At 68.8% G+C, this 22,190-nt stretch carries 23 protein-coding genes; 17 read left to right on the top strand and 6 right to left on the bottom strand.

Annotation, left to right across the window (positions count from 1 at the left end; all coding sequences use genetic code 11):
- Positions 1-92: 92 nt before the first annotated feature.
- Positions 93-1,055, top strand: a complete 963-nt coding sequence (locus R4823_RS11075; protein ID WP_087839448.1) for a LysR family transcriptional regulator — start codon at positions 93-95, stop codon at positions 1,053-1,055.
- Here the strand turns inward: R4823_RS11075 and R4823_RS11080 are convergent.
- Both R4823_RS11080 and R4823_RS11085 read right to left on the bottom strand, forming a co-directional pair.
- On the bottom strand, positions 1,046-2,428 hold the full coding sequence (locus R4823_RS11080) for a UDP-glucose/GDP-mannose dehydrogenase family protein (RefSeq protein ID WP_087839449.1): 1,383 nt from the start codon (positions 2,426-2,428) through the stop codon (positions 1,046-1,048). The genes R4823_RS11075 and R4823_RS11080 overlap by 10 nt on opposite strands.
- A 74-nt stretch (positions 2,429-2,502) precedes the next feature.
- A complete protein-coding gene (locus R4823_RS11085) occupies positions 2,503-3,573 on the bottom strand; it encodes a VWA domain-containing protein (protein WP_087839450.1) in 1,071 nt (356 codons plus the stop codon).
- A gap of 237 nt (positions 3,574-3,810) precedes the next feature.
- On the opposite strand from R4823_RS11085, the gene R4823_RS11090 reads away from it, so the two are divergent.
- From R4823_RS11090 to R4823_RS11115, 6 genes are all read left to right on the top strand, one after another.
- Complete coding sequence (locus tag R4823_RS11090; protein ID WP_087839451.1) at positions 3,811-4,821, top strand: trypsin-like peptidase domain-containing protein; 1,011 nt, start codon at positions 3,811-3,813, stop codon at positions 4,819-4,821.
- Between the two features lie 20 nt (positions 4,822-4,841).
- Positions 4,842-5,858, top strand: a complete 1,017-nt coding sequence (locus R4823_RS11095) for a MoxR family ATPase (RefSeq protein WP_087839452.1) — start codon at positions 4,842-4,844, stop codon at positions 5,856-5,858.
- Positions 5,833-6,828, top strand: a complete 996-nt coding sequence (locus tag R4823_RS11100) for a DUF58 domain-containing protein (protein ID WP_087839453.1) — start codon at positions 5,833-5,835, stop codon at positions 6,826-6,828. Before R4823_RS11095 ends, R4823_RS11100 begins: the two co-directional genes overlap by 26 nt.
- 16 nt (positions 6,829-6,844) lie before the next feature.
- Positions 6,845-7,897 carry a VWA domain-containing protein gene (locus R4823_RS11105; RefSeq protein WP_087839454.1) on the top strand — a complete coding sequence of 351 codons (1,053 nt, stop codon included), beginning with the start codon at positions 6,845-6,847 and terminating at the stop codon, positions 7,895-7,897.
- A gap of 80 nt (positions 7,898-7,977) precedes the next feature.
- Positions 7,978-8,901, top strand: a complete 924-nt coding sequence (ppk2, locus tag R4823_RS11110) for a polyphosphate kinase 2 (RefSeq protein WP_087839455.1) — start codon at positions 7,978-7,980, stop codon at positions 8,899-8,901.
- A 65-nt stretch (positions 8,902-8,966) separates the two neighbouring features.
- A complete protein-coding gene (locus tag R4823_RS11115) occupies positions 8,967-9,293 on the top strand; it encodes a tetratricopeptide repeat protein (protein ID WP_087839456.1) in 327 nt (108 codons plus the stop codon).
- 24 nt (positions 9,294-9,317) lie between these two features.
- Here R4823_RS11115 and R4823_RS11120 read toward each other — a convergent pair whose 3' ends face one another.
- Positions 9,318-10,244: a LysR family transcriptional regulator gene (locus tag R4823_RS11120; protein ID WP_087839457.1), complete on the bottom strand. Its 927-nt coding sequence runs from the start codon at positions 10,242-10,244 to the stop codon at positions 9,318-9,320.
- A gap of 106 nt (positions 10,245-10,350) precedes the next feature.
- On the opposite strand from R4823_RS11120, the gene R4823_RS11125 reads away from it, so the two are divergent.
- The 3 genes from R4823_RS11125 to R4823_RS11135 are packed head-to-tail and all read left to right on the top strand — an operon-like array spanning position 10,351 to position 12,980.
- Positions 10,351-11,289 carry a dihydrodipicolinate synthase family protein gene (locus R4823_RS11125; RefSeq protein WP_087839458.1) on the top strand — a complete coding sequence of 313 codons (939 nt, stop codon included), beginning with the start codon at positions 10,351-10,353 and terminating at the stop codon, positions 11,287-11,289.
- Between the two features lie 40 nt (positions 11,290-11,329).
- Positions 11,330-12,295: a tripartite tricarboxylate transporter substrate binding protein gene (locus R4823_RS11130; RefSeq protein ID WP_087839459.1), complete on the top strand. Its 966-nt coding sequence runs from the start codon at positions 11,330-11,332 to the stop codon at positions 12,293-12,295.
- Positions 12,285-12,980 carry an SDR family oxidoreductase gene (locus tag R4823_RS11135; RefSeq protein WP_087839460.1) on the top strand — a complete coding sequence of 232 codons (696 nt, stop codon included), beginning with the start codon at positions 12,285-12,287 and terminating at the stop codon, positions 12,978-12,980. The genes R4823_RS11130 and R4823_RS11135 overlap by 11 nt, the downstream gene beginning before the upstream one ends.
- 13 nt (positions 12,981-12,993) lie before the next feature.
- On the opposite strand, the gene R4823_RS11140 is transcribed toward R4823_RS11135, so the two are convergent.
- Complete coding sequence (locus R4823_RS11140; protein WP_087839547.1) at positions 12,994-13,806, bottom strand: DUF72 domain-containing protein; 813 nt, start codon at positions 13,804-13,806, stop codon at positions 12,994-12,996.
- Between the two features lie 64 nt (positions 13,807-13,870).
- On the opposite strand from R4823_RS11140, the gene R4823_RS11145 reads away from it, so the two are divergent.
- Positions 13,871-14,545: a uracil-DNA glycosylase family protein gene (locus R4823_RS11145; RefSeq protein ID WP_087839461.1), complete on the top strand. Its 675-nt coding sequence runs from the start codon at positions 13,871-13,873 to the stop codon at positions 14,543-14,545.
- A 13-nt stretch (positions 14,546-14,558) separates the two neighbouring features.
- A complete protein-coding gene (locus R4823_RS11150; RefSeq protein WP_338618655.1) occupies positions 14,559-14,837 on the top strand; it encodes a SelT/SelW/SelH family protein in 279 nt (92 codons plus the stop codon).
- Here the strand turns inward: R4823_RS11150 and R4823_RS11155 are convergent, their stop codons facing one another.
- Entirely contained in the window at positions 14,838-15,419 is a 582-nt protein-coding gene (locus R4823_RS11155) for a nitrogen fixation protein NifQ (RefSeq protein ID WP_087839463.1), read from the bottom strand.
- 57 nt (positions 15,420-15,476) lie between these two features.
- Complete coding sequence (locus R4823_RS11160; protein WP_132980030.1) at positions 15,477-16,397, bottom strand: YicC/YloC family endoribonuclease; 921 nt, start codon at positions 16,395-16,397, stop codon at positions 15,477-15,479.
- Positions 16,398-16,601: 204 nt separating this feature from the next.
- Between R4823_RS11160 and rph the strand changes: the two genes are divergently transcribed.
- From rph to glnL, 5 genes are all read left to right on the top strand, one after another.
- Entirely contained in the window at positions 16,602-17,357 is a 756-nt protein-coding gene (gene rph / locus R4823_RS11165) for a ribonuclease PH (RefSeq protein ID WP_087839465.1), read from the top strand.
- A gap of 26 nt (positions 17,358-17,383) precedes the next feature.
- The gene (gene rdgB, locus R4823_RS11170) at positions 17,384-17,983 is read left to right on the top strand and encodes an RdgB/HAM1 family non-canonical purine NTP pyrophosphatase (protein ID WP_087839466.1); all 600 of its coding nucleotides are present in this window, start codon (positions 17,384-17,386) and stop codon (positions 17,981-17,983) included.
- The gene (gene hemW, locus R4823_RS11175; protein ID WP_087839467.1) at positions 17,983-19,218 is read left to right on the top strand and encodes a radical SAM family heme chaperone HemW; all 1,236 of its coding nucleotides are present in this window, start codon (positions 17,983-17,985) and stop codon (positions 19,216-19,218) included. Before rdgB ends, hemW begins: the two co-directional genes overlap by 1 nt.
- 366 nt (positions 19,219-19,584) lie before the next feature.
- Positions 19,585-20,997 (top strand): type I glutamate--ammonia ligase, encoded by a 1,413-nt coding sequence (gene glnA / locus R4823_RS11180; protein WP_087839468.1) that lies wholly within the window; start codon positions 19,585-19,587, stop codon positions 20,995-20,997.
- Positions 20,998-21,061: 64 nt separating this feature from the next.
- Positions 21,062-22,150, top strand: a complete 1,089-nt coding sequence (gene glnL / locus R4823_RS11185; protein ID WP_087839469.1) for a nitrogen regulation protein NR(II) — start codon at positions 21,062-21,064, stop codon at positions 22,148-22,150.
- Positions 22,151-22,190: the final 40 nt, after the last annotated feature.

Raw genomic sequence — 22,190 nt, forward strand, 5'->3', positions numbered from 1 at the left:
GTCCGGATTTTCGCCAGGTGCCAGGATAATTACAAAAAACGATAGTAAAAACCGTAGAATCAAGAATTATTTGTTGCCGGAACCGGTCAGGTATGGACAGACTCAGCGCGATGCGCGTATTCGTCGAAGTAGTCGACCGGGGCAGCCAGTCCGCGGCGGCCGAGGCGCTGGAATTGTCCCGGCCGGCCGTCTCGCGCTATCTGGCCGAACTGGAGGAATGGGTGGGGGCCCGGCTGCTGCACCGGACCACGCGCAGGCTGAGCCTGACGCCGCCCGGCGCCGAGGTGCTGGCCCGCTGCCGCCAGATGCTGGAACTGGAAGGGGACATGCGCGCCGCCGTGTCCAGCCCGGACAGCGCGCCGCGCGGCGTGCTGCGCGTGACGGCGAGCACGTCCTTCGGGCAGGCCCACCTGGCGCCGGCCATCGTCGACTACACCCGCCAATACCCCGACGTGGCCGTGGACATGGTCATGGCGGACCGCACCGTCAACCTGGTCGACGAACGCATCGACCTCGCGCTGCGCGTCACCAACGACCTCGATCCCAACCTGATCGCGCGCCGGCTGACGGCATGCCGCTCGGTGCTGTGCGCCTCGCCCGACTACCTGAGCCACCACGGCACGCCGGGCAGGCTGGAGGAACTCGGCCTGCACAATTGCCTGACCCATTCGTACACCGGCAAGAGCCTGTGGCACTTCGTTCGCGCCGGCGCGCCGGTGTCCGTCGCGGTGGGCGGGAACATCAGCTCCAACGAAGCGACCACGCTGGTCGAGGCGGCCGTGTGCGGGGCCGGCATCGCGATGCTGCCGACCTATGCGGTGGGCGGGCTGGTGCGCGCGGAACGCCTGCGGGTGCTGCTGCCCGATGCGCCGCCGCGCGACATGACCCTGTACGGCGTCTACACCTCGCGCAAGCACATGCCGCCCACGTTGCGCACGCTGCTCGATTTCCTGGCGCAGCGCTTTTCGGATCCGCCGGCCTGGGACGCCGAACTGCAGGACATCCTGGCCGCGCAGGCCGCGCGCGGCCGGCGCGGCGCAAGCCGTCACCAGTAGCCGGTCGTGACCGCGGGCGTGTCCGCGTCCTCCCGCCCCGGGCGGGCGGGACGGGCGCCGCGTCCTATGCCGTAGTAGGCCAGCCCGCAGCTTTCCACGTATTCGGGGTCGTACAGGTTGCGGCCGTCGAAGATCGCGCGGGACTTGAGCCGGCCCGCCAGCCCGCGGAAATCGGGCGACTTGAACTCGCGCCATTCGGTCACCACGGTCAGCACGTCGGCGCCTTCGCAGGCCGCCAGCGCGTTGGGGACGATGACCAGGCCGGGGTGGTCGATCGCGCGGCGCGCGTTGTCGGCGGCGACCGGATCGTACGCGCGCACGGTCGCGCCGTCGGCCAGCAGCTCGCGCACCAGCGCGAGGCTGGGCGCCTCGCGTATGTCATCGGTATTGGGCTTGAAGGCCAGGCCCCACAGCGCGACGCAGCGGCCGTGCAGCGACGGGCCCAGGTGCCGGCGTATCTTCGCCGCCATGACGCGCTTCTGTTCCTCGTTCACCCGCTGCACGCTGTCCAGCAACGGCGTCGATTCGCCATGGTCGGCCGCCAGCCGGGCCAGCGCCTGGATGTCTTTCGGAAAGCACGATCCGCCGTAGCCCACGCCTGCGTACAGGAAGTGGTGGCCGATGCGGGGATCGGCGCCGGCGCCGTGGCGCACCGCCTCGATGTCCGCGCCGACTTTCTCGGCGATCCTGGCCAGCTCGTTCATCAGCGAGATGCGCGTGGCCAGCATGACGTTGGACGCGTATTTCGTGAATTCGGCCGAGCGCACGTCGGTGTGGATCAGCCGGTCGCGATTGCGGTTGTAGGGGGCGTACAGAGCCGCCATCAGCCGCAGCGCGCGGGCGTCCTCGGTGCCGATCACGATCCGGTCGGGACGTTGGAAGTCGTCGACCGCGCTGCCTTCCTTCAGGAACTCCGGGTTCGAGGCGACCGAGACGCGCCACGGGGCGCCGCGCTCGCGCAGGGTTTCCTCGATCAGTGCCTGCACGCGGTGGCAGGTGCCGACGGGCACGGTCGATTTCACGACGACGACCATGTCGCGCGGGATCGCCCGGCCCAGGGCCGCGCTGGCCTCGAGCACGTGGCCCAGGTCCGCCGAGCCGTCCTCGTCCGCCGGCGTGCCGACCGCGATGAAGACGATCTCGGCATCGCTCAGTGCCGAGGGCAGGTCATCGGTGAAGGCCAGGCGTCCTGCCTGCGCGTTGTGCGCGGCCATCTCGGCCAGCCCGGGTTCGAAGAAGGGGATGCCCCCGCCGCGCAGCACGCGCAGGCGCTCGGTATTGCGTTCGACGCAGACGACGCGGTTGCCCACGTCGGCCAGGCACGCACCGGTAACCAGGCCGACGTAGCCGGCCCCTATGATCGCGAGATTCATGTCCCGATTTATATCGGGCGCGCATTGCAATCTGCTGACAAAGGCCTGTCACGGCGGCGCAACGGAACGGTGCGCTAGCGGCTGCGCTGGAACCAGAGCATGGACAGCACGCAGGCCAGGGTCAGCAGGACGACCGCCGCCGCGCTCAGCAGGGCGCTGAGTTCGGTTTCCTTGCGTTCCATCGAGAACTTGGCGTTGAGATTGCGGTATACCGAACTCAGGTCGGCCTCGGAGCTGGCCAGGAAATACTCGCCTCCCGTCATCTGCGCGACCGTGCGCAGCGTGGGTTCGTCCAGTCTTGCGAAGAACGACCAGCCCTCGTCGCCGATGGGCGCGCCCTGCTGGGTGCCGAAACCCACGGTGTAGACGCGCACCCCCCGTTCGGCGGCCATGCGCGCGGCGTCCAGCGGGTCGGGGCCGGTGGTGCGCCGGCCGTCGCTGAGCAGGATGATGGTGCCCGAGGTGTACGAGCCCGGCAGCACCGGTTGCAAGGTCTTCTGTTTTTTCTTGGCCGCCTCGGCGGCGGCCGCCTGGTCGAGCGGTACGGCGCGGCGCCCGGCGCGGACGGACGGGGTTTCGAAGATGACCGATTCCAGGTCGATGCCGTCGTCGGGGAACAGCATGGACAGGGCCAGGATCAGCCCGCTTCCGGTGGCGGTGGCGCGCTGCAGCTGGAAACGATCGATGGCTTCGATCATGTCCTGCCGGTTGTCCGTGGGCGTCTGCACGACCGCGGCGGTACCGGCGAACGAGACGATGCCCAGCCGCACGTTGGACGGCAGCTCGGAGATGAAGCGCTTGGCCGCCATCTGCGCCGCCACCAGACGGTTGGGGGCGATGTCGGCGGCCTGCATGCTGCGCGAGACATCCACCGCCAGGACGACGGTGAGGGTGTCCGAGGGCAGGGTGACGGTCGCGGTGGGACGCGCGCACGCCAGCAGCGCCGCCGACATCGCCAGCAGGAACAGCAGCGGCGGGATGTGGCGCCGCAGCCGCTGGCCGGGACCGATGGCGGCCTTGGCCAGGCTCAGGCTGGCATACCGGATGGCCGCCTTCTTGCGGCGGGCCAGCGCGTACAGGTAGAGGGCTACGAGCAGGGGAACGAGGAGCTGCAGCCAGAGAAGATCGGGCCAGAGAAACCGCATGAGTGCTCCTTGGCGCGCGGGAGTGTGCAACGTTGTCTTTAGTATGCCCATGAACCCTTGCGGCGGTAAAGGTATCCGCCCATGGCCGTCGTTTAAGTGTTACCTTATTTTGGCCGGGCCCTCGTTCGATTGAACCGGGGGCGGTCCGGGCTGTCAGCCTTGAATACCCCAAGGGAATTCGGGCGCGCCCGGACGCGGGACCGCATTCCGTGAAGAACGCCAAGCTGGACGGTAGTGATGAAACGGGTTGCCCTATACAGCAGGACCGCCAGGCCCCCTTCGGTCGATGCCGCGCCGAAGGCCGAGGCCGATCAGGCGCGCCGGCCGGGATGGCCGGGCCGGCTCCGGAACTGGACGGCCAGGCACCGCACCGCTTTCTTCGGCCTGGCCTTGCTCGTCGTTGCGGGCGGCCTGGTTTTCGTTTTGTTGCAACCTAAACAAAGGCAGCTGACCCAGGACGACATCGATTCCGCGGTCCTGCACACCCTGCAGAACAAGACCCTGCCCTCGCGTCCGGCCAAGGCGGCCGAGGCCGTGCGCCAGTCGGTGGTGCAGATACGCGGTTACGGCGACGAGGAAGAAGCGCAGGACGGCGGCGCGAAGAAGGCCAAGCCGGCCGCGCCTCCGGGCGCCAAGCCCAAGGCGGGCGGCAAGTCCAGGGGCAAGGACAGGCAGACGGCCAGGAACGAGGAAGGCAACGCACCCAGGCATGAAGGCAGCATCGGTTCGGGCGTGGTCATCGTCGACAGCGGCGTGATCCTGACCAACTTCCACGTCATCTCGGGTTCCAGGCGCCTGAAGGTCACCTTCTTCGACGGCTACGAGGCCGATGCCGACGTGGTCGCCATCCAGCCGGACAAGGACCTGGCCGTCATCCGCGCCAAGTCCGTGCCCGACGACCTGCCCGCCGCCACGCTGGGGTCCAGCCTGGATCTCGCGCCGGGAGACGAGGTCGTGGCGGTGGGCTTTCCGTTCGGCATCGGGCCGTCGGTGTCGTCCGGCGTGGTCTCGGGCCTGAACCGCGAATTCGTCTCGGCCGAGGGGCGGCACGTCCTGACGCGGCTGATCCAGTTCGATGCGGCGGCCAACCCGGGCAACTCCGGCGGACCGCTGGTCAACATGAACGGCGAGGTGGTCGGCATCGTCACCGCCATCCTCAACCCGACCAACGCCGGGACCTTCGTCGGCATCGGCTTCGCCACCACGATAGAAAGCGCCGGCAGCGCGGTCGGCATGCCCCCCTTCTGACTCTCCACGACAGGACGCCTATGAACGACAAGCCCATGAGTGCCGTAGACAGCGCCAACCTGATGGAACGGCTGCTGTACGAGGTCAAGCGCGTGGTGGTGGGGCAGGACCACTTCCTGGAGCGGGTGCTGGTGGCCATCCTGGCCCAGGGGCATTTGCTGGTGGAAGGCGTGCCGGGCCTGGCCAAGACGCTGACCGTCAACACGCTGGCCAAGACCATACGAGGCTCGTTCAAGCGCATCCAGTTCACCCCGGACCTGCTGCCGGCGGACCTGGTGGGTACGCGCATGTACAACCAGCGCACCGGGGATTTCTCCACGGTGCTGGGTCCGGTCTTCGCCAACCTGCTGCTGGCCGACGAGATCAACCGCGCGCCGGCCAAGGTGCAGAGCGCGCTGCTGGAGGTCATGCAGGAGCGGCAGGTCACCATCGCGGGCGAAACCCACAAGGTGCCGTCGCCGTTCCTCGTGATGGCCACCCAGAACCCGATCGAGACCGAGGGCACGTATCCCTTGCCCGAGGCGCAGGTCGACCGCTTCATGATGAAGGTCATCGTCGGCTATCCGAGCGAGGAAGAGGAGTTCGTGATCGTCGACCGGGTCACGGGGCCGCCGGTGCAGGTGCAGCCGGTCGCGGTCACCGAGCAGCTCACGCAATTGCAGGCGGAGTGCCGCAAGGTGTACGTCGATCCCGGCCTCGTGCAGTACGCGGTGAAGGTAGTGGCCGCCACGCGCCGGCCCGAGGCCTACGGGCTGTCCGACCTGTCGCGCTACCTGACCTTCGGCGCGAGCCCGCGGGCCACCATCAACCTGGTCGAAGGGGCGCGCGCGCTCGCTTTCCTGCGCGGACGGCACTATGCGCTGCCCGAGGACCTGGTCGACCTGATTCCCGACGTGCTGCGGCACCGGCTGGTGCTGTCATACGAGGCGCTGTCCGACGGGCTCGGGTCCGACCAGATCATCACGCGCATCCTCCAGACCTTGCCGGCCCCGGAGCGGCCATTGGATTCGCATGTTCGGGTTGCGGCGGTTCAGTAAGCGGCCGGCCGAGCCGGCCAACGACGCGGCGGTCGCGTCGGTTCCTGCCAAGGGCGAGGCCGAGGAGCTGCTGCGCCGCCTGGAGTGGACGGTCATCCGCCGCCTGGACGGCGCACTGCAGGGCGACTATCGCACCTTGTTCCGGGGCTTCGGCCTGGACCTGGCTGACCTGCGCGAATACCAGGCGGGCGACGACGTGCGCCACATCGACTGGAACGTCACGGCGCGGCTGCAATCGCCGCACGTGCGCGAATTCCAGGAGGACCGCGAGGTATCGGCATGGTTCCTGCTGGATCTGTCGGGCTCGGTCGATTTCGGCTCGGCCGGCGTGCGCAAGCGGGCGGTGCTGACCAGCTTCGTGGCCGTGCTGGCGCGGCTGCTGACGCGTTATGGCAACCGCGTCGGCGCGGTCCTGTACGGTGGCCAGGGCGAGGGCTCGATTCCCGCACGCACCGGCCGGCGCCACGTGCTGCACGTGCTGGACCGCATCGGCGCGCTGCGGGCCGACGGCAAGTCGGGCGAGACACGGCTGGGCGACCTGCTGGAGCGTTCGCTGTCGGCCATAGGCAGGCGCTCGGTGGTGTTCGTGGTCTCGGACTTCATCAGCGCGCCGGGCTGGGAGCAGACGCTGGGCGTGCTGGCCCAGCGCCACGAGGTCGTCGCGGTGCGTCTGTACGACCCGCTGGAGCAGGCCTTGCCCGATCTGGGCCTGGTGGTGCTGCAGGATGCCGAGACCGGCGAACAGCTTTTCGTCGATACCCACGATCCCGGCTTCCGACGGCGCTTCGCCGCCGCTGCCACGGAGCGCGAGACGGCGCTGCGCAAGGCCCTGGCCGAGGCGGGCGTGGATTGCCTGGAACTGGCCACCGACGAGCGGCTGGACCGGGCACTGCTGCATTTCATGCGGCTGCGCCGCCGGCGCAGCCAGCTCGTGGGTGGACTGAACGGGCCCTGGGCCCGAGACATCTGAACCGGGAAGCATCTGCATGGAGAACCTGCCCGCCCTGACTTTCCTGTGGCCCAAGATGCTGTGGCTGCTGGTGCTGGTCCCGCCGCTGGCGTTCTGCTATTGGCGGCTGGACCGCCTGCGCCGCGGCATGGCCCTGCGCTATCCCGCACTGGACGTCGTGGGCGCCAGCGTCCGGCCGTCCCGGCTGCGGCGCGTCCTGCCGCCGCTGTTGCTGCTGCTCGGGCTGTGCTCGCTCATCGTCGCGATGGCCCGGCCGCAGGCACTGATGATGCTGCCCTCGCGGCTGGAGACCGTGGTGCTGGCCATGGACATGTCGGGCAGCATGCGGGCCGACGACATCAAGCCCACCCGCATCTTCGCGGCCCAGCGGGCGGCCAAGGAGTTCGTCGACGGCCAGCCGGCCAACGTCAGCGTGTCGGTGGTCGCGGTAGCCGGCGCGGCGGCCGTGGTGCAGTCGCCCACGCGCAAGCGCGAGGACGTGATCGCCGCCATCGAGCGCTTGGAGCCCCAGCGCGGCACCGCGCTCGGCAGCGGCCTGATCATCGCGCTGGCAACGGTGTTGCCCAATGCGGGTATCGACGTCGAGCGCTTCCTGGACGGCGGCAGCGCCCGGGGGCCGACATCGCCGGACCTGTCAGCCGCGGGGCGGGGCGACGCGGCGGTTCCGGGTTCGTACCCGTCCGGGGCCATCGTGCTGCTGTCCGACGGCCAGAACAACACCGGGCCCGATGCGCTGAAGGCGGCCGAGGTCGCCGCCGGATATGGCGTGCGGATATTCACAGTGGGCATCGGGACGCCCGAGGGCACGACGCTGTCGGCCGACGGCTGGTCCATGCGCGTGCGGCTGGACGAGGACGTGCTGAAGAAGGTGGCCGACATGACCGGCGCGCAGTATTTCCAGGCCCAGGACGCGGGCGAGCTCAGGAAGGTATATCGCTCGCTCAGTGCGCGGCTGGCGTTCGACAAGCGCGACGTGGTCGAGGTCACGGCATTGTTCACCGCGCTGGGCGCCTTGCTGGCAGTGCTGTCGGGCCTGCTGTCGCTGTGGTGGTTCGGCCGCGTGCAATAGGGAGGCTCGGCCGCGGTGTCATGACCATGTCATGTCCGTGTAGCAAAAAGAGGCGTTGGCCCGACCTTTCCAAGCGCCCCATGAGCTACCAGCCGATTTCCGACCACCACGAAGAACTGATGCAGCGCATCCACCGCGACCTGATCGACAGCTACGACGAAGAGCTGGAGATCGAATTCGAGGACCGCGAGTGGGACGCCGACGGCCAGCCCGCCCGGGTGGAAGAGGACCGCGACGCACGCCGCCGATATTTCCGCGAACTGTTCCGGCTCCAGGCCGAACTGGTCAAGCTGCAGGACTGGGTCGTGCACACCCGGCACAAGGTTGTCATCATTTTCGAGGGCCGCGACGCGGCGGGAAAAGGGGGCGTGATCAAGCGCATCACCCAGCGCCTGAATCCCCGGGTGTGCCGGGTGGCCGCGCTGCCCGCGCCCAACGACCGCGAACGCACGCAGTGGTATTTCCAGCGCTACGTATCGCACCTGCCCGCAGCGGGCGAAATCGTGCTGTTCGACCGCAGCTGGTACAACCGCGCCGGCGTCGAGCGGGTGATGGGCTTCTGCAACGACGACGAGTACGAGGAGTTCTTCCGCTCGGTGCCCGAGTTCGAGCGCATGCTGGTTCGGTCGGGCATACAGCTGGTCAAGTACTGGTTCTCGATCACCGACGACGAGCAGCACCTGCGCTTCCTGGGCCGTATCCACGATCCCCTGAAGCAGTGGAAGCTCAGCCCCATGGACCTGGAGTCCCGCCGGCGCTGGGAGGACTACACCCGGGCGAAGGAAATCATGCTCGAGCGCACGCACATCGACGAGGCGCCGTGGTGGGTGGTGCAGGCCGTGGACAAGAAGAAGGCCAGGCTCAACTGCATCGACCATTTGCTGAGCCTGGTTCCCTATCACGATATTCCCCATCCCCACATCGACCTGCCCCATCGCGTGCGCCACGAGGACTACATCCGGCGGCCGGTGCCCGACAGCATGATGGTGCCCGAGCGCTACTGAGCGGCGGCGCGCCGTTCGCGTTATCCTGCCCATGGCGGCCCCTCGGGGCCGATGGACGCAAGGCCATGGACAAGAACAATTTCCTGAAGATGATCGCCGCCGGCCGCGACAATGCGCTGCTGCGGTTCACGCTGGGCAATCTCTACCTGGAAGAGGACGATGCCGCCTCGGCCGCCGAACACCTGCGGCGCGCGGTCGACCTGGATGCCGGCTATGCCGCCGCGTGGAAGCAGCTCGGCAAGGCCCTGCTGGCACTGGGCCGCGAGGACGAGGCCCGCGCGGCCTGGGCCGACGGCATCGCGGCAGCCTCCGCCAAGGGCAGCGTGCAGGCGGTCAAGGAAATGCAGGTGCAGTTGCGGCGGCTGGACAAGAAGCGGCAGCAGCCCTTTTGAGGCGTCTTTCGGCAGGAAGGCGATCTAGGCGGGCGCGTCGACGAGCCGCGCCAGTTGCCATAGGGACTCCGCGGTCGGCGCCATGTCCACGTGCTGCCTGTACAGGCGGATCTCGGCGGCGACATGCCACGAGGCATCGCCGGCTTCCACCAGCCGCCCTTGGGCCAGCGCCGGCGCCGCCAGGCTGCGAGGCAGCCAGGCCACGCCCCGGCCTTCCAGGGCCAGGGCTTCCAGCAGCAGCGCATGCGGCGCGGTGAATACCGGATGCAGCCGCGGGTCGCGCGCCGCGGCGCCCAGGCCGGTGCGCAGGATGCGCCCCAGGCCCGAGGCTTCGCCGTAGGCCAGCAGCGGGATGGGGGCGTCCTGGCGCAGGTCGTGGCGGGGGGAGCCCGAGGGCGTGGGGGCGCACACGGGGACCAGCGTATCGTCCGCCAGCCGCACCACGGGACAGGCGGCCTCGTCCAGCCGGCCGGGAAGCGCGGGGTGGGCGTGGCACAGCAGGAACTGGACCTTGCGCTGGAGCATCAGTTCTTCGCAGGCGGCCGTGCCGTCGGCCATCATCTCGACCGCACCCAGTTGCAGGCTGCCTTCCAGGCGCGCCAGCCACCCGGGCAGGAAGGACAGCGACAGGGCGTGCGTGACCGCGATGCGCAGGCTGGCCACGCTCTGGTCATGTGCCATGCGGGCCTTGATGCGGGCGGCCACCAGCCTGGCCAGCACGTCTTCCACCAGGGGCAGGAAGCGCCTGCCGGCGGCGGTGAGCGTGGCCGGGTGCGCGCCGCGGTCGACCAGGTCGGCGCCCACCCATTCCTCCAGCGCGCGTATGTGCCGGCTGAACGCAGGCTGCGCGATGGCGCGGGCTTCGGCCGCGCGCGAGAAGTTGCCGCTGTCGGCCAGCGCGACGAAATCTTCCAGCCATTCCAGGTCCAGGGGGCGATTGTCCGGTCCCATCGTGGGGTGTCGTCTCCGCGATAGTTGTATGCATTTCGAGTATTGGACGCCGCGCGGGCGGCCGGCAATGATGGATTCTACCCACCGCAGCCTCATGGAGACCCACTTGCCTGCCATCGCCAACTACCGCGGCATCATTCCCGCGATCGCCTGCCCCTTCACCCCGGATCACCGCATCGACGAGCCCGCGCTGCGCAGGCTGGCCTCCTGGCTGGCCGGCCACGAGGGCGTCGTCGCGGTCATGACCAACGGCCATACCGGCGAGGTCTTTTCGCTGACGCCGGCGGAGCGCGCCACCGTCACCCGCATCGTCGCCGACGAACTGCGCGGCCGGCTGCCGGTGATCTCGTCCATCGTCTGCGAAGGCCTGTCGGAAGCGGCCGAACATGCGCGCGCCGCCGTCGAGGCCGGTGCGGCCGGGCTGGACGTGATGCCGCCGCATCACTGGTTGCGCTTCGGCTTCACGTCCGGCCATGCCTTGCAGTACTTCGACGCCATCCACCGCGCGGCGCCGGGCGCCGACCTGGTCTGCCACGTGTATCCCGCCTGGACGCGCGCGGCCTACTCCTCGGCCCTGCTGGCCGACCTGGCCCGGCTGCCGTACGTGCAGGCCTTCAAGGTCGGGCAGCGCGACATGAACAAGTACGCGCGCGACATCCAGGCCATCCGCGACGCCGACGCCGGCAAGGCCATCCTGACCTGCCACGACGAATACCTGCTGGCGTCCATGGTGCAGGGCGTGGACGGCGCGCTGGTAGGCTTCGCCACCTTCATTCCGCAGCTGATCGGCGACTTGTGGCGGGCGGTGCAGGAAGGCGACCTCAAGCGCGCGCAGCGTATCCAGGCGCTCATCACGCCGCTCAAGGACGCCGTGTACGGCGGCGGCGAACCCACCGGCGAGGCCCATGCCCGCATGAAGGCCGGCATGTACCTGGCCGGCGTGCTGGACGAGGCCACCGTCCGTCCGCCCACCGAAGTGCCCGACGCCAGGGAAATGGCGGCATTGCGGGCAGCGGTGGAACAGGCCGGACTGCTGCGGCGCTGACCCCGGACGCGACGCGATTCAAAACAAGACGGAGACAAACATGCAACGCAGACCCTTTCTTGCCGCCGGGCTGGCGGCCGCGGCCCTGTGCGTGGCCGGTGCCGTATCGGCGCAGCCGTATCCCGCCCGCGAGGTGCGCATCATCATCCCGTTCCCGCCCGGCGGGACGCTGGACACGGTGGGACGGCAACTGGCGCAGCGCCTGAGCGAGCAGACCGGCCAGTCCTTCGTCGTGGAGAACCGGGCCGGCGGCAACGGCATGATCGGGGCCGCCGCCGTGGCCAAGGCGTCGCCCGACGGCTACACGCTGATGTTCAACGCGTCGACGGTGACCACCACGCCGATGACCATGAAGTCCGCGCCCTTCGACATGGAAAAGGATTTCCAGCCCATCTCGCTGGTGGCCCAGGCGCCCTTGTCGGTGGCCGTGAACAAGTCGCTGCCGTTCAACGACATCAAGGGCCTGCTGGACTACGCGCGGCAGAACCCGGGCCAGCTCAGTTTCGCGGTGGGCTCCACCGGCTCGGCGGGACAGCTCGCCACCGAGCTGCTGCGCCGGGCGGGGCAGATGAACTACCTGATCGTGCCGTACAAGGGGTCCGCGCCCGCCTACCAGGATCTGGTCGGGGGGCAGATCTCCGGCTTCATCGATCCCATCCTGGGGGCCATGTCCTACTACAAGGGCGGCATGCTCAAGATCCTGGCCGTCACGTCGCGGTCGCGCGTGCCCACGCTGCCCGAAGTGCCCACCGTGGGCGAGACCGTGCCGGGCTACGAGTTCTACAGCTGGTACGGCCTGTGGGGTCCGGCCAAGCTGCCGATGGACATCGCCCGCAAGCTCAACGCCGAGGTCAACAAGGCACTGGAGGCCGGCATGCGCGAGAAGCTGGAGCAGCAGGGGCTGGTGCTGAAGGCTGGCTCCATCGAGGACTTCGCACGCTTCCAGCAGGAAGACATGGCGCGGTCGAAGAAGATCATCGTCGAGGGCAACATCCGTGCGGAATGAGCGCCGCGCGGCGGTGACGGGCAGCAGCGCCGGCATCGGCCGGGCGGTGGCGCAGGCGCTGCTGGGGCAGGGCTGGCACGTGGTCGGGCTGGACCGCGCGGCGGCGACCCTGGATCATCCTCGCTTCGAAGGCCGGCCGGCCGACCTCGCGGACGCCGGGGCCATCGCCGGCATCCTGCCCGGCTTGCAGGACTGCGATGCGCTGGTCCACGCGGCGGGCATCATGCGGACCGCGCCGCTGGGCAGCCTGGACGGCGCCGCCTTCGAGCAGATGTGGCGGTTGCACGTGGCCGCGGCCAGCCAGCTCGCCGACGGGATGGTGCCTGCCATGGCCGCGCGCGGCCATGGCAGGGTGGTGCTGATCGGCAGCCGCGTGTCCCGCGGCATGGCCGGACGCAGCCAGTACGCCGCGGTCAAGGCGGCGCTGGTGGCCATGGGACGCAGTTGGGCGGCCGAGGTGGCGGCGCGGGGCGTGACGGTGAACGTGGTGTCGCCCGCGGCCACGCGCACGGCCATGCTGGAGGATCCCGGCCGCGCCGCCAGCGCGCCGCGCCTGCCGCCGCTGGGCCGCCTGATCGAGCCGGCCGAAGTGGCGGCGCTGGTGGGTTTCCTGCTGTCGGACGCCGCCGCGGCCATTACCGGGCAGGATGTGCAGGTTTGCGGCGGCGCGTCGCTGACGGGCTGACCGACGGCCGCGTTCAGCCCAGCCGCTCGATCAGGGCCATGGCGGCGGCCGGCGCCTTGGGCTTGAAGCCGTTGATCATGTAGACGAACACCTCGCGTCCCCGCGCGGCCTTGGCCGGCGAGCCGGCCAGGCAGGGCAGGTCGGCAGGCGCTTTGCCGCCGGCCCATGCCCGCGCGCGTTCCGCCCAGGCATCGAGATCGGCCGGCGCATAGCCCAGCTTGCGGTCTTCCCGCGCGCTTTGCAGCCGGACGTAGACGAACGGCGCCGTCACGTCGTGCAGGTGCGGCACGCCGTCCTTGTCCGCCACGACCGCCGCCACCTCGTGACGTCGCAGCAGATCGACGAAGGCCGGCACGGCGAAGCTCTCGTGCCGGACCTCCACCGCGTGGCGCAGCCGCCGGCCTTCGTATTCCGGAGGCAGCAGCGCCAGGAAGGCGGCGAAGTCGTCGGGATCGAACTTCTTCGTGGGCGGGAACTGCCAGTTGATGGGGCCCAGCTTGTCCTTCAGTTCCACGAGCCCGCTGGCCAGGAACTTGTCGATGGAGGGGCCGGCCTCGGCCAGCACGCGGCGGTTGGTGGCGAAGCGCGGGCCCTTGAGCGCGAAGACGAAGTCCTCGGGCGTCTCGTCGTGCCAGCGGGCGAAGCTGGCCGGCTTCTGCGTGCCATAGAACGTGCCGTTGATCTCGATGGAGGTCACGTGGCGGCTGGCGTACTCCAGTTCCCGGCTTTGCACCAGGCCTTCGGGATAGAAACTGCCGCGCCAGGGCTCGAACACCCAGCCGCCTATGCCCACGCGTACGGAAGACACGCTTTTCGCCTTGCTCATGCGCTGCTTCTCCATCGCCCCGGCCGACCCTACAATGCCGTTCCGGTTCTAGTTTCACCCCGCCATGCCCCTGGACGCCGAACAACTCGCCGCCTTCCGCCGCCTGGCCGCGGGCCTCGATCGCATCGATGCCGAGGCCTATGCCGCCGCCGGCCGCGATCCGCTCGTTCCTATTCTAGGTCTGGGGCCCGTCGATGCGCCATTGTGTTTCTTCGGCCGCGACCCGGGGGCGGACGAAGTCCGGCACGGGCAACCCTTCGTGGGCAGTTCCGGCCAGTTGCTGCGCGCCGAACTGCACCGCCATCTGGCGCCGGACGTGCCGTATTCGTTCGACGAAGGCCTGCGCGTCGGCGCGGGCTTCTTCTGGATCAGCACCGTGCCCTACAAGCCCTTGCACAACAAGGCGTGGTCGCCCGCGGTGCGGCAGCGTTTCCAGCCGTTGATCCAGCACATCCTGGCGGCGCGGTGGCGCGGCGGCGATGTCATCACCCTGGGCAACGAAGCTTTCGAATGGTTCAGCATCGGCCTGGCGGGCGACGAACTGGCTGCGGTGCGTGAATTCTGGCGGCGCGAGGACAAGTACGAGTCCAGCGTTGCCGTACCCCTGCGTGCGCAAGGCAGCGAACGGATCTTGCGCCTGCATCCCTTGCCGCATCCGTCGCCCGCCAATGCCCGCTGGCGGCCGCATTTTCCCCGGCTGCTGAAAGCCCGGCTGGATGCGCTGCTGCCGTCCACCTGATGGAGGCCTTGCCATGAACGGACCCGCCATTTCGATCACCTATTGCACGCAGTGCCTGTGGCTGCTGCGCGCGGCCTGGATGGCGCAGGAACTGCTGTCCACCTTCGGCACGGACCTGGGGCAGGTCGCGCTGGTGCCGGGCACGGGCGACGCCTTCCAGATCCGCTACGACGGCGAACTGATCTGGGACCGGAAGACCGATGGCGGCTTTCCGGATGCGAAGGTACTCAAGCAGCGGGTGCGCGACCGGCTGGACCCGAGGCGCGATCTGGGGCACGTCGACCGGTCCTAGCTAGCGCAGGCGTTTCGGGAAGCAGCGCCCGTATTCCTCGCAGCCCGGACAGCCAGGCGCGGGCTGCGGCGTTTCGCCCCGCGTGACGGCCATGTCGTACGCCAGGAATTTCTTCCAGCGCATGTCGCCGGTATTGCGTTCGGGCAGCCCCGGGAAGTAGCGATGCAGCGCACGCGTGACGTCGTCGCGCCCGGCCAGCCCCAGGTCGCGCCACAGGTGGTCGGGCCGCAGACAGGCGTGGGCGATGATCGTCGCCAGGCAGGCGACGTCGGCGGCGGGAAGCGCGGGGTTGCGCCAGGCCAGCATGTGGGCGCGCAGGTTGGCCGTGAACGGGGTGTCGGCCTCTGGCTGCGCCGGCAGCGAGGGAAGGAGAGCGCCCGGAAACCAGCGGGCGTACAGCTCCCGCAGCGCTTCCTGCGACAGCCCCAGCAGGGGCAGTTCGCGCCGGACTTCGCGGGCGGCCAGAAGGCGGGCGAAGAGGCGCGCGTCGAATGCGTCCGGATGCGCGGAGAAGGAAGCGAGCAGCGCGGTGCGGGCGGCGGGGTCAGCGTGCCCGGGCTGGGTGTGGGGCCGGTCGAGCAAGGCATTTGCTCCGATGGAAAGGCACAGAGCCAGGTCTGATGTCGTCTTTCTGACGCGTTACTCGATATTCTGCGCCTGTTCCCGCATCTGCTCGATCAGCAGCTTCAGATCCATCGCCGCCCGCGTCACTTCCAGCCCGCCGGCCTTGGATCCCAGCGTGTTGGCCTCGCGGTTCATTTCCTGGAACAGGAAATCCAGCCGCTTGCCGGCGCTGCCCTTGTCGGCCTTCTTGCCCGCGCCGCCCTTGCCGATCAGTTGCTTGAGCTCGGCCAGGTGCGAATGCAGGCGCGACAGTTCCTCGGCCACGTCGATGCGCAGGCCGAACAGGGTGGCCTCATGGGCCAGGCGTTCGGACAGCTCCTCGCCGCGGATGTTCTGGAAGCCGCCGGGGAAGGCGGCCTCGACCGTGTCGCGCAGCTTGCGCGCGAGCCGTTCGCGGTATTCCTGCACGAGCTGGGGCATGCGCTGTTCGACCTCGCCGACGATGGCCGCGACCGAGTCGGCGCGGTCGGCGATCATGGCGGCCAGGCGTTCGCCTTCGCGGTCGCGCGCTTCCTGCATCTGGGTCAGCGCTTCGGCGGCGGCGCGCAGGGCGGCTTCGCGCCAGGTGTCCTCCGATTCCTCGGCCGCCTGCACGCCGGGCCAGGACAGGAGTTCGGACAGGCGCGGCGGCTGGACGTCCGGGAGCACGGCCTGGACCTTGCGGAACAGCGTGGCGGCCTGTTCCAGCGCGGCGACGTTGATGGAGTCGGGGTCGGTGATGAGGCGGCGCTGGATGGAGGCGCGCACCTCGATCTTGCCGCGCGCCACGGACTTGGTCAGCAGTTCGCGCAGCGGCGATTCCAGCGCGCGCAGTTCGTCCGGCATGCGGAAGTGGAGGTCGAGGAAGCGGCTGTTGACGCTGCGCAGTTCGATGGACACCGAACCGTGGTCGGTGTCGGCGCGCGCGGCGCCGAAGGCGGTCATGCTACGGATCATGGCGAAGGCCTGTCAGGACGTGGGCAAGGCCGACGAGCACGGCGACAGGGCCGGTGCGTTTGTCGGCATGAGTCAGCATGATAAATCGCACGGGAAAGTTCGTGGGGCCTTGCCCGTACAATGTCCGCATCCGGCCGCCGCGGCGCGGCCCATGCGTCCTGGGCGCCGGTGCGCCGGCCCGCCCGCCGATCTGGAGTCTTTTTCATGAGCATTGCCCCTTCCGCAATCGCCCGGCCGTCCGGCCGCGGCCTCGCCTCGCTGCGCCCCGTGTCCCTGCAACGCGGCTACACCCGCTATGCCGAAGGCTCGGTGCTGGTGAGCTTCGGCGACACGCAGGTGATCTGTACCGCCAGCGTCGAGGACAAGGTGCCGCCGTTCCTGAAGGGCATGGGGCAGGGCTGGGTCACGGCCGAGTACGGCATGCTGCCGCGCGCCACGCACACGCGCGGCGGCCGCGAGGCGGCCAAGGGCAAGCAGACCGGCCGCACGCAGGAAATCCAGCGCCTGATCGGCCGCAGCCTGCGCGCGGTGTTCGACCTGGAGAAGCTGGGCGAGCGCACGCTGCACCTGGATTGCGACGTGATCCAGGCCGACGGCGGGACGCGCACGGCCAGCATCACGGGGGCTTTCGTCGCGGCCAGCGACGCCATCGCGCTGTTGATGGCGCGCGGCGCCCTGGCGGCCTCGCCCATCCGCGACCACGTGGCCGCGGTATCGGTGGGCATCTATCAAGGGCAGCCGGTGCTGGACCTGGACTACGCCGAGGATTCGCAGTGCGAGACCGACATGAACGTCGTGATGACGGGCAGCGGCGCGTATGTGGAAGTGCAGGGCACGGCCGAGGGCGTGCCGTTCTCGCGCCAGGAAATGGATGCGCTGCTGGGGCTGGCCGAGGCCGGCATCGCCGATCTCGTGCGCCTGCAGCGCGAGGCGCTGGCGCAGCCGTATCCGGGCCGCTGATGCCCGCGCGACCGGAGCGAACGACGATGGCAAGAAAACTGGTCCTGGCTTCCAACAACGCGGGCAAGCTGCGCGAGTTCTCGTCGTTGCTGGCGCCGCGCGGTTTCGAGCTCGTGCCCCAGGGCAGCCTGGGCGTGCCCGAGGCGGACGAGCCCCACGTCACGTTCATCGAGAACGCGCTGGCCAAGGCCCGGCACGCCAGCCAGCTGACCGGCCTGCCCGCGCTGGCCGACGATTCCGGTGTGTGCGTGACGGCGCTGGGCGGCGAGCCCGGGGTCTATTCGGCGCGCTACGCGGCGCGCAATGGCGGCGAGAAGTCCGATGCCGCCAACAACGCGCTGGTGGTCGAGCGCCTGCGCGGCGCGCAGGACCGCCGGGCCTATTACTATGCCGCGCTGGTGCTGGTGCGTTCGGCCGACGACCCCCAGCCCCTGATCGGCGAGGGGCTGTGGTGGGGCGAGATCATCGAGCACCCGCGCGGCAGCGGCGGCTTCGGCTACGACCCGCATTTCCTGCTGCCCGGCCTGGGCCGCACGGCGGCCGAGCTGTCCGCCGACGAGAAGAACCGCATCAGTCACCGCGCCCAGGCGCTGGCGGTGCTGATGGGCAAGCTGGATACGTTCTGATGGCCCGCTCCATCGCGATCCGGCCGGCGGGGCAGGGGGCGCCCGCACCGCGCGCGGCCATGCCGTTCGCGCCCGGGCCCAGCCTGCTGACCAGCCTGCCGCCCCTGTCGGTATACGTGCACGTGCCGTGGTGCGTGCGCAAGTGCCCGTATTGCGACTTCAATTCGCACGCGGCGCCGGACGAGCTGCCGGAGGATCGCTACCTGCAGGCGCTGACCGCCGATCTGGACCAGAGCCTGCCGCAGGTCTGGGGGCGCAAGGTGGTGTCGGTCTTCATCGGCGGCGGAACCCCGAGCCTGCTGTCGGCCGCCACGATGGACGCCATGCTGGCGCTGCTGCGCTCGCGGCTGCCGCTGCTGCCCGACGCCGAGATCACGATGGAGGCCAACCCCGGCACGGTCGAGGCGTCGCGCTTCGCCGACTTCGCTGCCAGCGGCATCAACCGCATCTCGCTGGGCATACAGAGCTTCGACGATGACCGGCTGCGCGCGCTGGGCCGCATCCACGACGGCCGGGCCGCGCGCGAGGCGATCGCCATCGCGCAACGCCATGTCGAACGGGTCAACCTGGACCTGATGTTCGCGCTGCCTGGCCAGACCCTGGACGGCTGCCTGGCCGACGTCGAGACCGCGTTGTCCTTCGGGACGGAGCACCTGTCCCTGTACCACCTGACATTGGAACCGAACACGGTCTTCGCCAAGTATCCGCCCGAGCTGCCCGACGACGACACGGCCTTCGAGATGCAGGACCGCATCGAGGCGCGCCTGGCCGAGGCGGGGTACGACCATTACGAAATATCGGCCTATGCCCGGCCGGGCGCCAGCTGCCGCCACAACCTGAACTACTGGGAGTTCGGCGACTACCTGGGCATCGGCCCGGGCGCCCACGGGAAGCTGTCCTTCCATGACCGCATCCTGCGTGAGGCGCGTGTGCGCAATCCTCAGTCCTGGATGGACGCGCTGCTGGACCCCGCGGCCGGCGCGACGCACCTGGCCGAATCGCGGCTGGTGGGGGCGGAGGAACTGCCGTTCGAGTTCATGCTGAACGCGCTGCGGCTGACCGACGGCGTGCCGGCGGCGAGTTTCGCCGAACGTACCGGCCTGAACCTGGCCACCATCGCAAGGCCGCTTGCCCGCGCCGTCGAACGGGGACTGCTGGACGAGGACCCGACCCGCATCCGGCCCACGCCGCTGGGCCGGCGCTTCCTGAACGACCTCCAGGGCCTGTTCCTGTAGCGCGCCGGGGACCGGCGCTGCGCCCGCAAACGTGCACGCCGCGCCATCGCGCAGCACTTAAGCACTATTTTGGTGCAAAATACCTCGAATATTCCCGTTTGCACCATTATTGGGAATTCCTGGTCGGGATTTGCGTCATGATGGTGCGAGGCCTGACATCTCCGCCGTCCCGCCAATATGCGAGAATGCCGCGCCGTCCTGCGCAAGCGGGCCGGGAAAGCGGTCCGGGCCGATGCTGGCACGGAAGCTGCTTAATTTGATGCGCAACGGTTCAGCCCAGATCGCTTCCGGTCGCGCTGTGTGCACTATCGAGAACGCTTGAGCCTCCGGGAGCCGGAGGCGGTTACGAGACTATCAGGAGCCCTAATGGCAACGCCCAAAGACGTCCTCAAGATGATTGCGGACAACGAGGTCAAGTTCGTTGACTACCGTTTCACCGATACGCGTGGAAAGGAACAGCACGTGTCGGTGCCGTCCCACACCGTGGACGAAGACAAGTTCGAAACGGGCCACGCTTTCGACGGCTCCTCGATCGCCGGCTGGAAGGGCATCGAAGCCTCGGACATGCTGCTGATCCCCGAGCCCTCGACCGCCCGCATGGACCCGTTCCGCGAGGAATCGACCCTGATCCTGACCTGCGACGTGGTCGAGCCTTCCGACATGAAGGGCTATGACCGCGATCCCCGTTCGCTGGCCAAGCGCGCCGAAGCCTACCTGAAGTCCTCGGGCCTGGGCGACACCGCCTACTTCGGTCCCGAGCCCGAGTTCTTCGTGTTCGACGGCGTGACCTGGAACGTCGACATGTCGGGCTGCTTCGTCAAGATCAAGTCGGAAGAGGCCTCGTGGTCCACCGGCATCGACTACGACGGCGGCAACCTGGCCCACCGTCCGTCGGTCAAGGGCGGCTATTTCCCCGTCCCGCCCACCGATTCCTTCCAGGACCTGCGTTCGGAAATGTGCCTGCTGCTGGAACAGCAGGGCGTGCCGGTCGAAGTGCACCACCACGAAGTGGCGGGCCCCGGCCAGCTGGAAATCGGCACCAAGTTCTCGACCCTGGTGCAGCGCGCCGACTGGAACCAGATCATGAAGTACACGATCTGGAACGTGGCCGCCGCCTACGGCAAGACCGCCACCTTCATGCCCAAGCCCGTCGTCGGCGACAACGGCTCCGGCATGCACGTCCACCAGTCCATCTGGAAGGACGGCCAGAACCTGTTCGCGGGCAACGGCTACGCCGGCCTGTCCGAATTCGCGCTGTACTACATCGGCGGCATCATCAAGCACGCCCGCGCGCTGAACGCCATCACCAACCCCGGCACGAACTCGTACAAGCGCCTGGTTCCGCACTTCGAAGCCCCGGTCAAGCTGGCCTACTCGGCCCGCAACCGCTCGGCCTCGATCCGCATCCCGTACGTCGCCAACCCGAAGGGCCGCCGTATCGAGACGCGCTTCCCGGATCCGCTGGCCAACCCGTACCTGGCTTTCTCGGCCCTGATGATGGCCGGCCTGGACGGCGTGATGAACAAGATCCACCCCGGCGACCCGGCCGACAAGAACCTGTACGACCTGCCGCCCGAGGAAGATGCGAAGATCCCGACCGTGTGCTCGTCGCTCGACCAGGCCCTGGAAGCGCTCGACAAGGATCGCGAGTTCCTGACCCGTGGCGGCGTGTTCAGCAACGCCATGCTCGACGCCTACATCACCCTGAAGATGGAAGAAGTCACGCGTTTCCGCGCCACGACCCACCCCGTCGAGTTCGACATGTACTACGGCCTCTGATCAGGACCTGATCAGTCGTCGGCAACGAAAAACGGGGCGTTCGAACGCCCCGTTTTTATTGGCCATGACCCATTTGCAGCCAGATCCTTCCCCTTATCCGGCCGACGCCTTTGCCGCGTTCGAGCTGCTGTCCAGCGCCATCCTCGTCATCGACGACGACGGCCTGATCCGCTATGCCAACGCGCCGGCCGAGGACTTGTTCGAGGTCTCGGTGCGGCAGTTGTACGCGGTCCAGGCCGGCGACCTGTTCCGCGACGGCGAGCAGCTGCGCCAGTCGCTGGAAGAGGCCCGCCGGCACCTGTTCGCCGACAAGCGGCAGATACTGGAGATCGATCGCCTGGGGCGCGAACCGACCCAGGTGTCGGTGACCGTGGTCGCGCTGGACGGCCAGCCGTGGCCGGCGCTGATCGAGTTGCGCGAGATCGAGCAGCAGCTGAAGGTGGACCGCGAGGAGCGCCTGCTCGAGCAGGCGCAGGCCAATCGCGAGCTGCTGCGCAACCTGGCGCACGAGATCAAGAATCCGCTGGGCGGGCTGCGCGGAGCGGCGCAATTGCTGGAAGCCGAGCTGTCCGACCCCGCGCTGATCGAATACACCCAGGTCATCATCCAGGAGGCCGACCGCCTCCAGACCCTGGTGGATCGCCTGCTGGTGCCGCACCGCGCGCCGCGTATCGTCGGCGACGTCAACATCCACGAGGTGTGCGAACGCGTGCGGTCGCTGGTGCTGGCCGAGTATCCGAACGGGCTGCGCATCGTGCGCGACTACGACGCGGCGATTCCCGAGTTCCGGGGCGACAAGGCGCAGTTGATCCAGGCTGTCCTGAACGTGGTGCGCAACGCCGCCGAGGCGCTGTCGGCGCGTATCGCGGCCGGCGATGCCGAGATCACCCTGCGCACCCGTGTGGCGCGTCAGGTCACGCTGGCCAAGCAGCGGTTCAGGCTGGCATTGGAATTGCATGTGATGGACAACGGTCCGGGGATTCCCCCTGAATTGCTGGACCGGATCTTCCACCCGCTGGTGTCCGGACGTGAAGGCGGCAGCGGGCTGGGGTTGACCTTGACTCAGACTTTCGTGCAGCAGCACGAGGGTGTGATCGAATGCGACAGCCGGCCGGGACTGACTGATTTCCGCCTGCTGTTGCCCCTACCTTGACCGAAGAGTTGGATGGATTTTTTTTCCCGAGCGTACCTAG

It is taken from the genome of Pigmentiphaga sp. CHJ604, assembly GCF_036972535.1.
Lineage (GTDB): Bacteria > Pseudomonadota > Gammaproteobacteria > Burkholderiales > Burkholderiaceae_B > Pigmentiphaga > Pigmentiphaga daeguensis.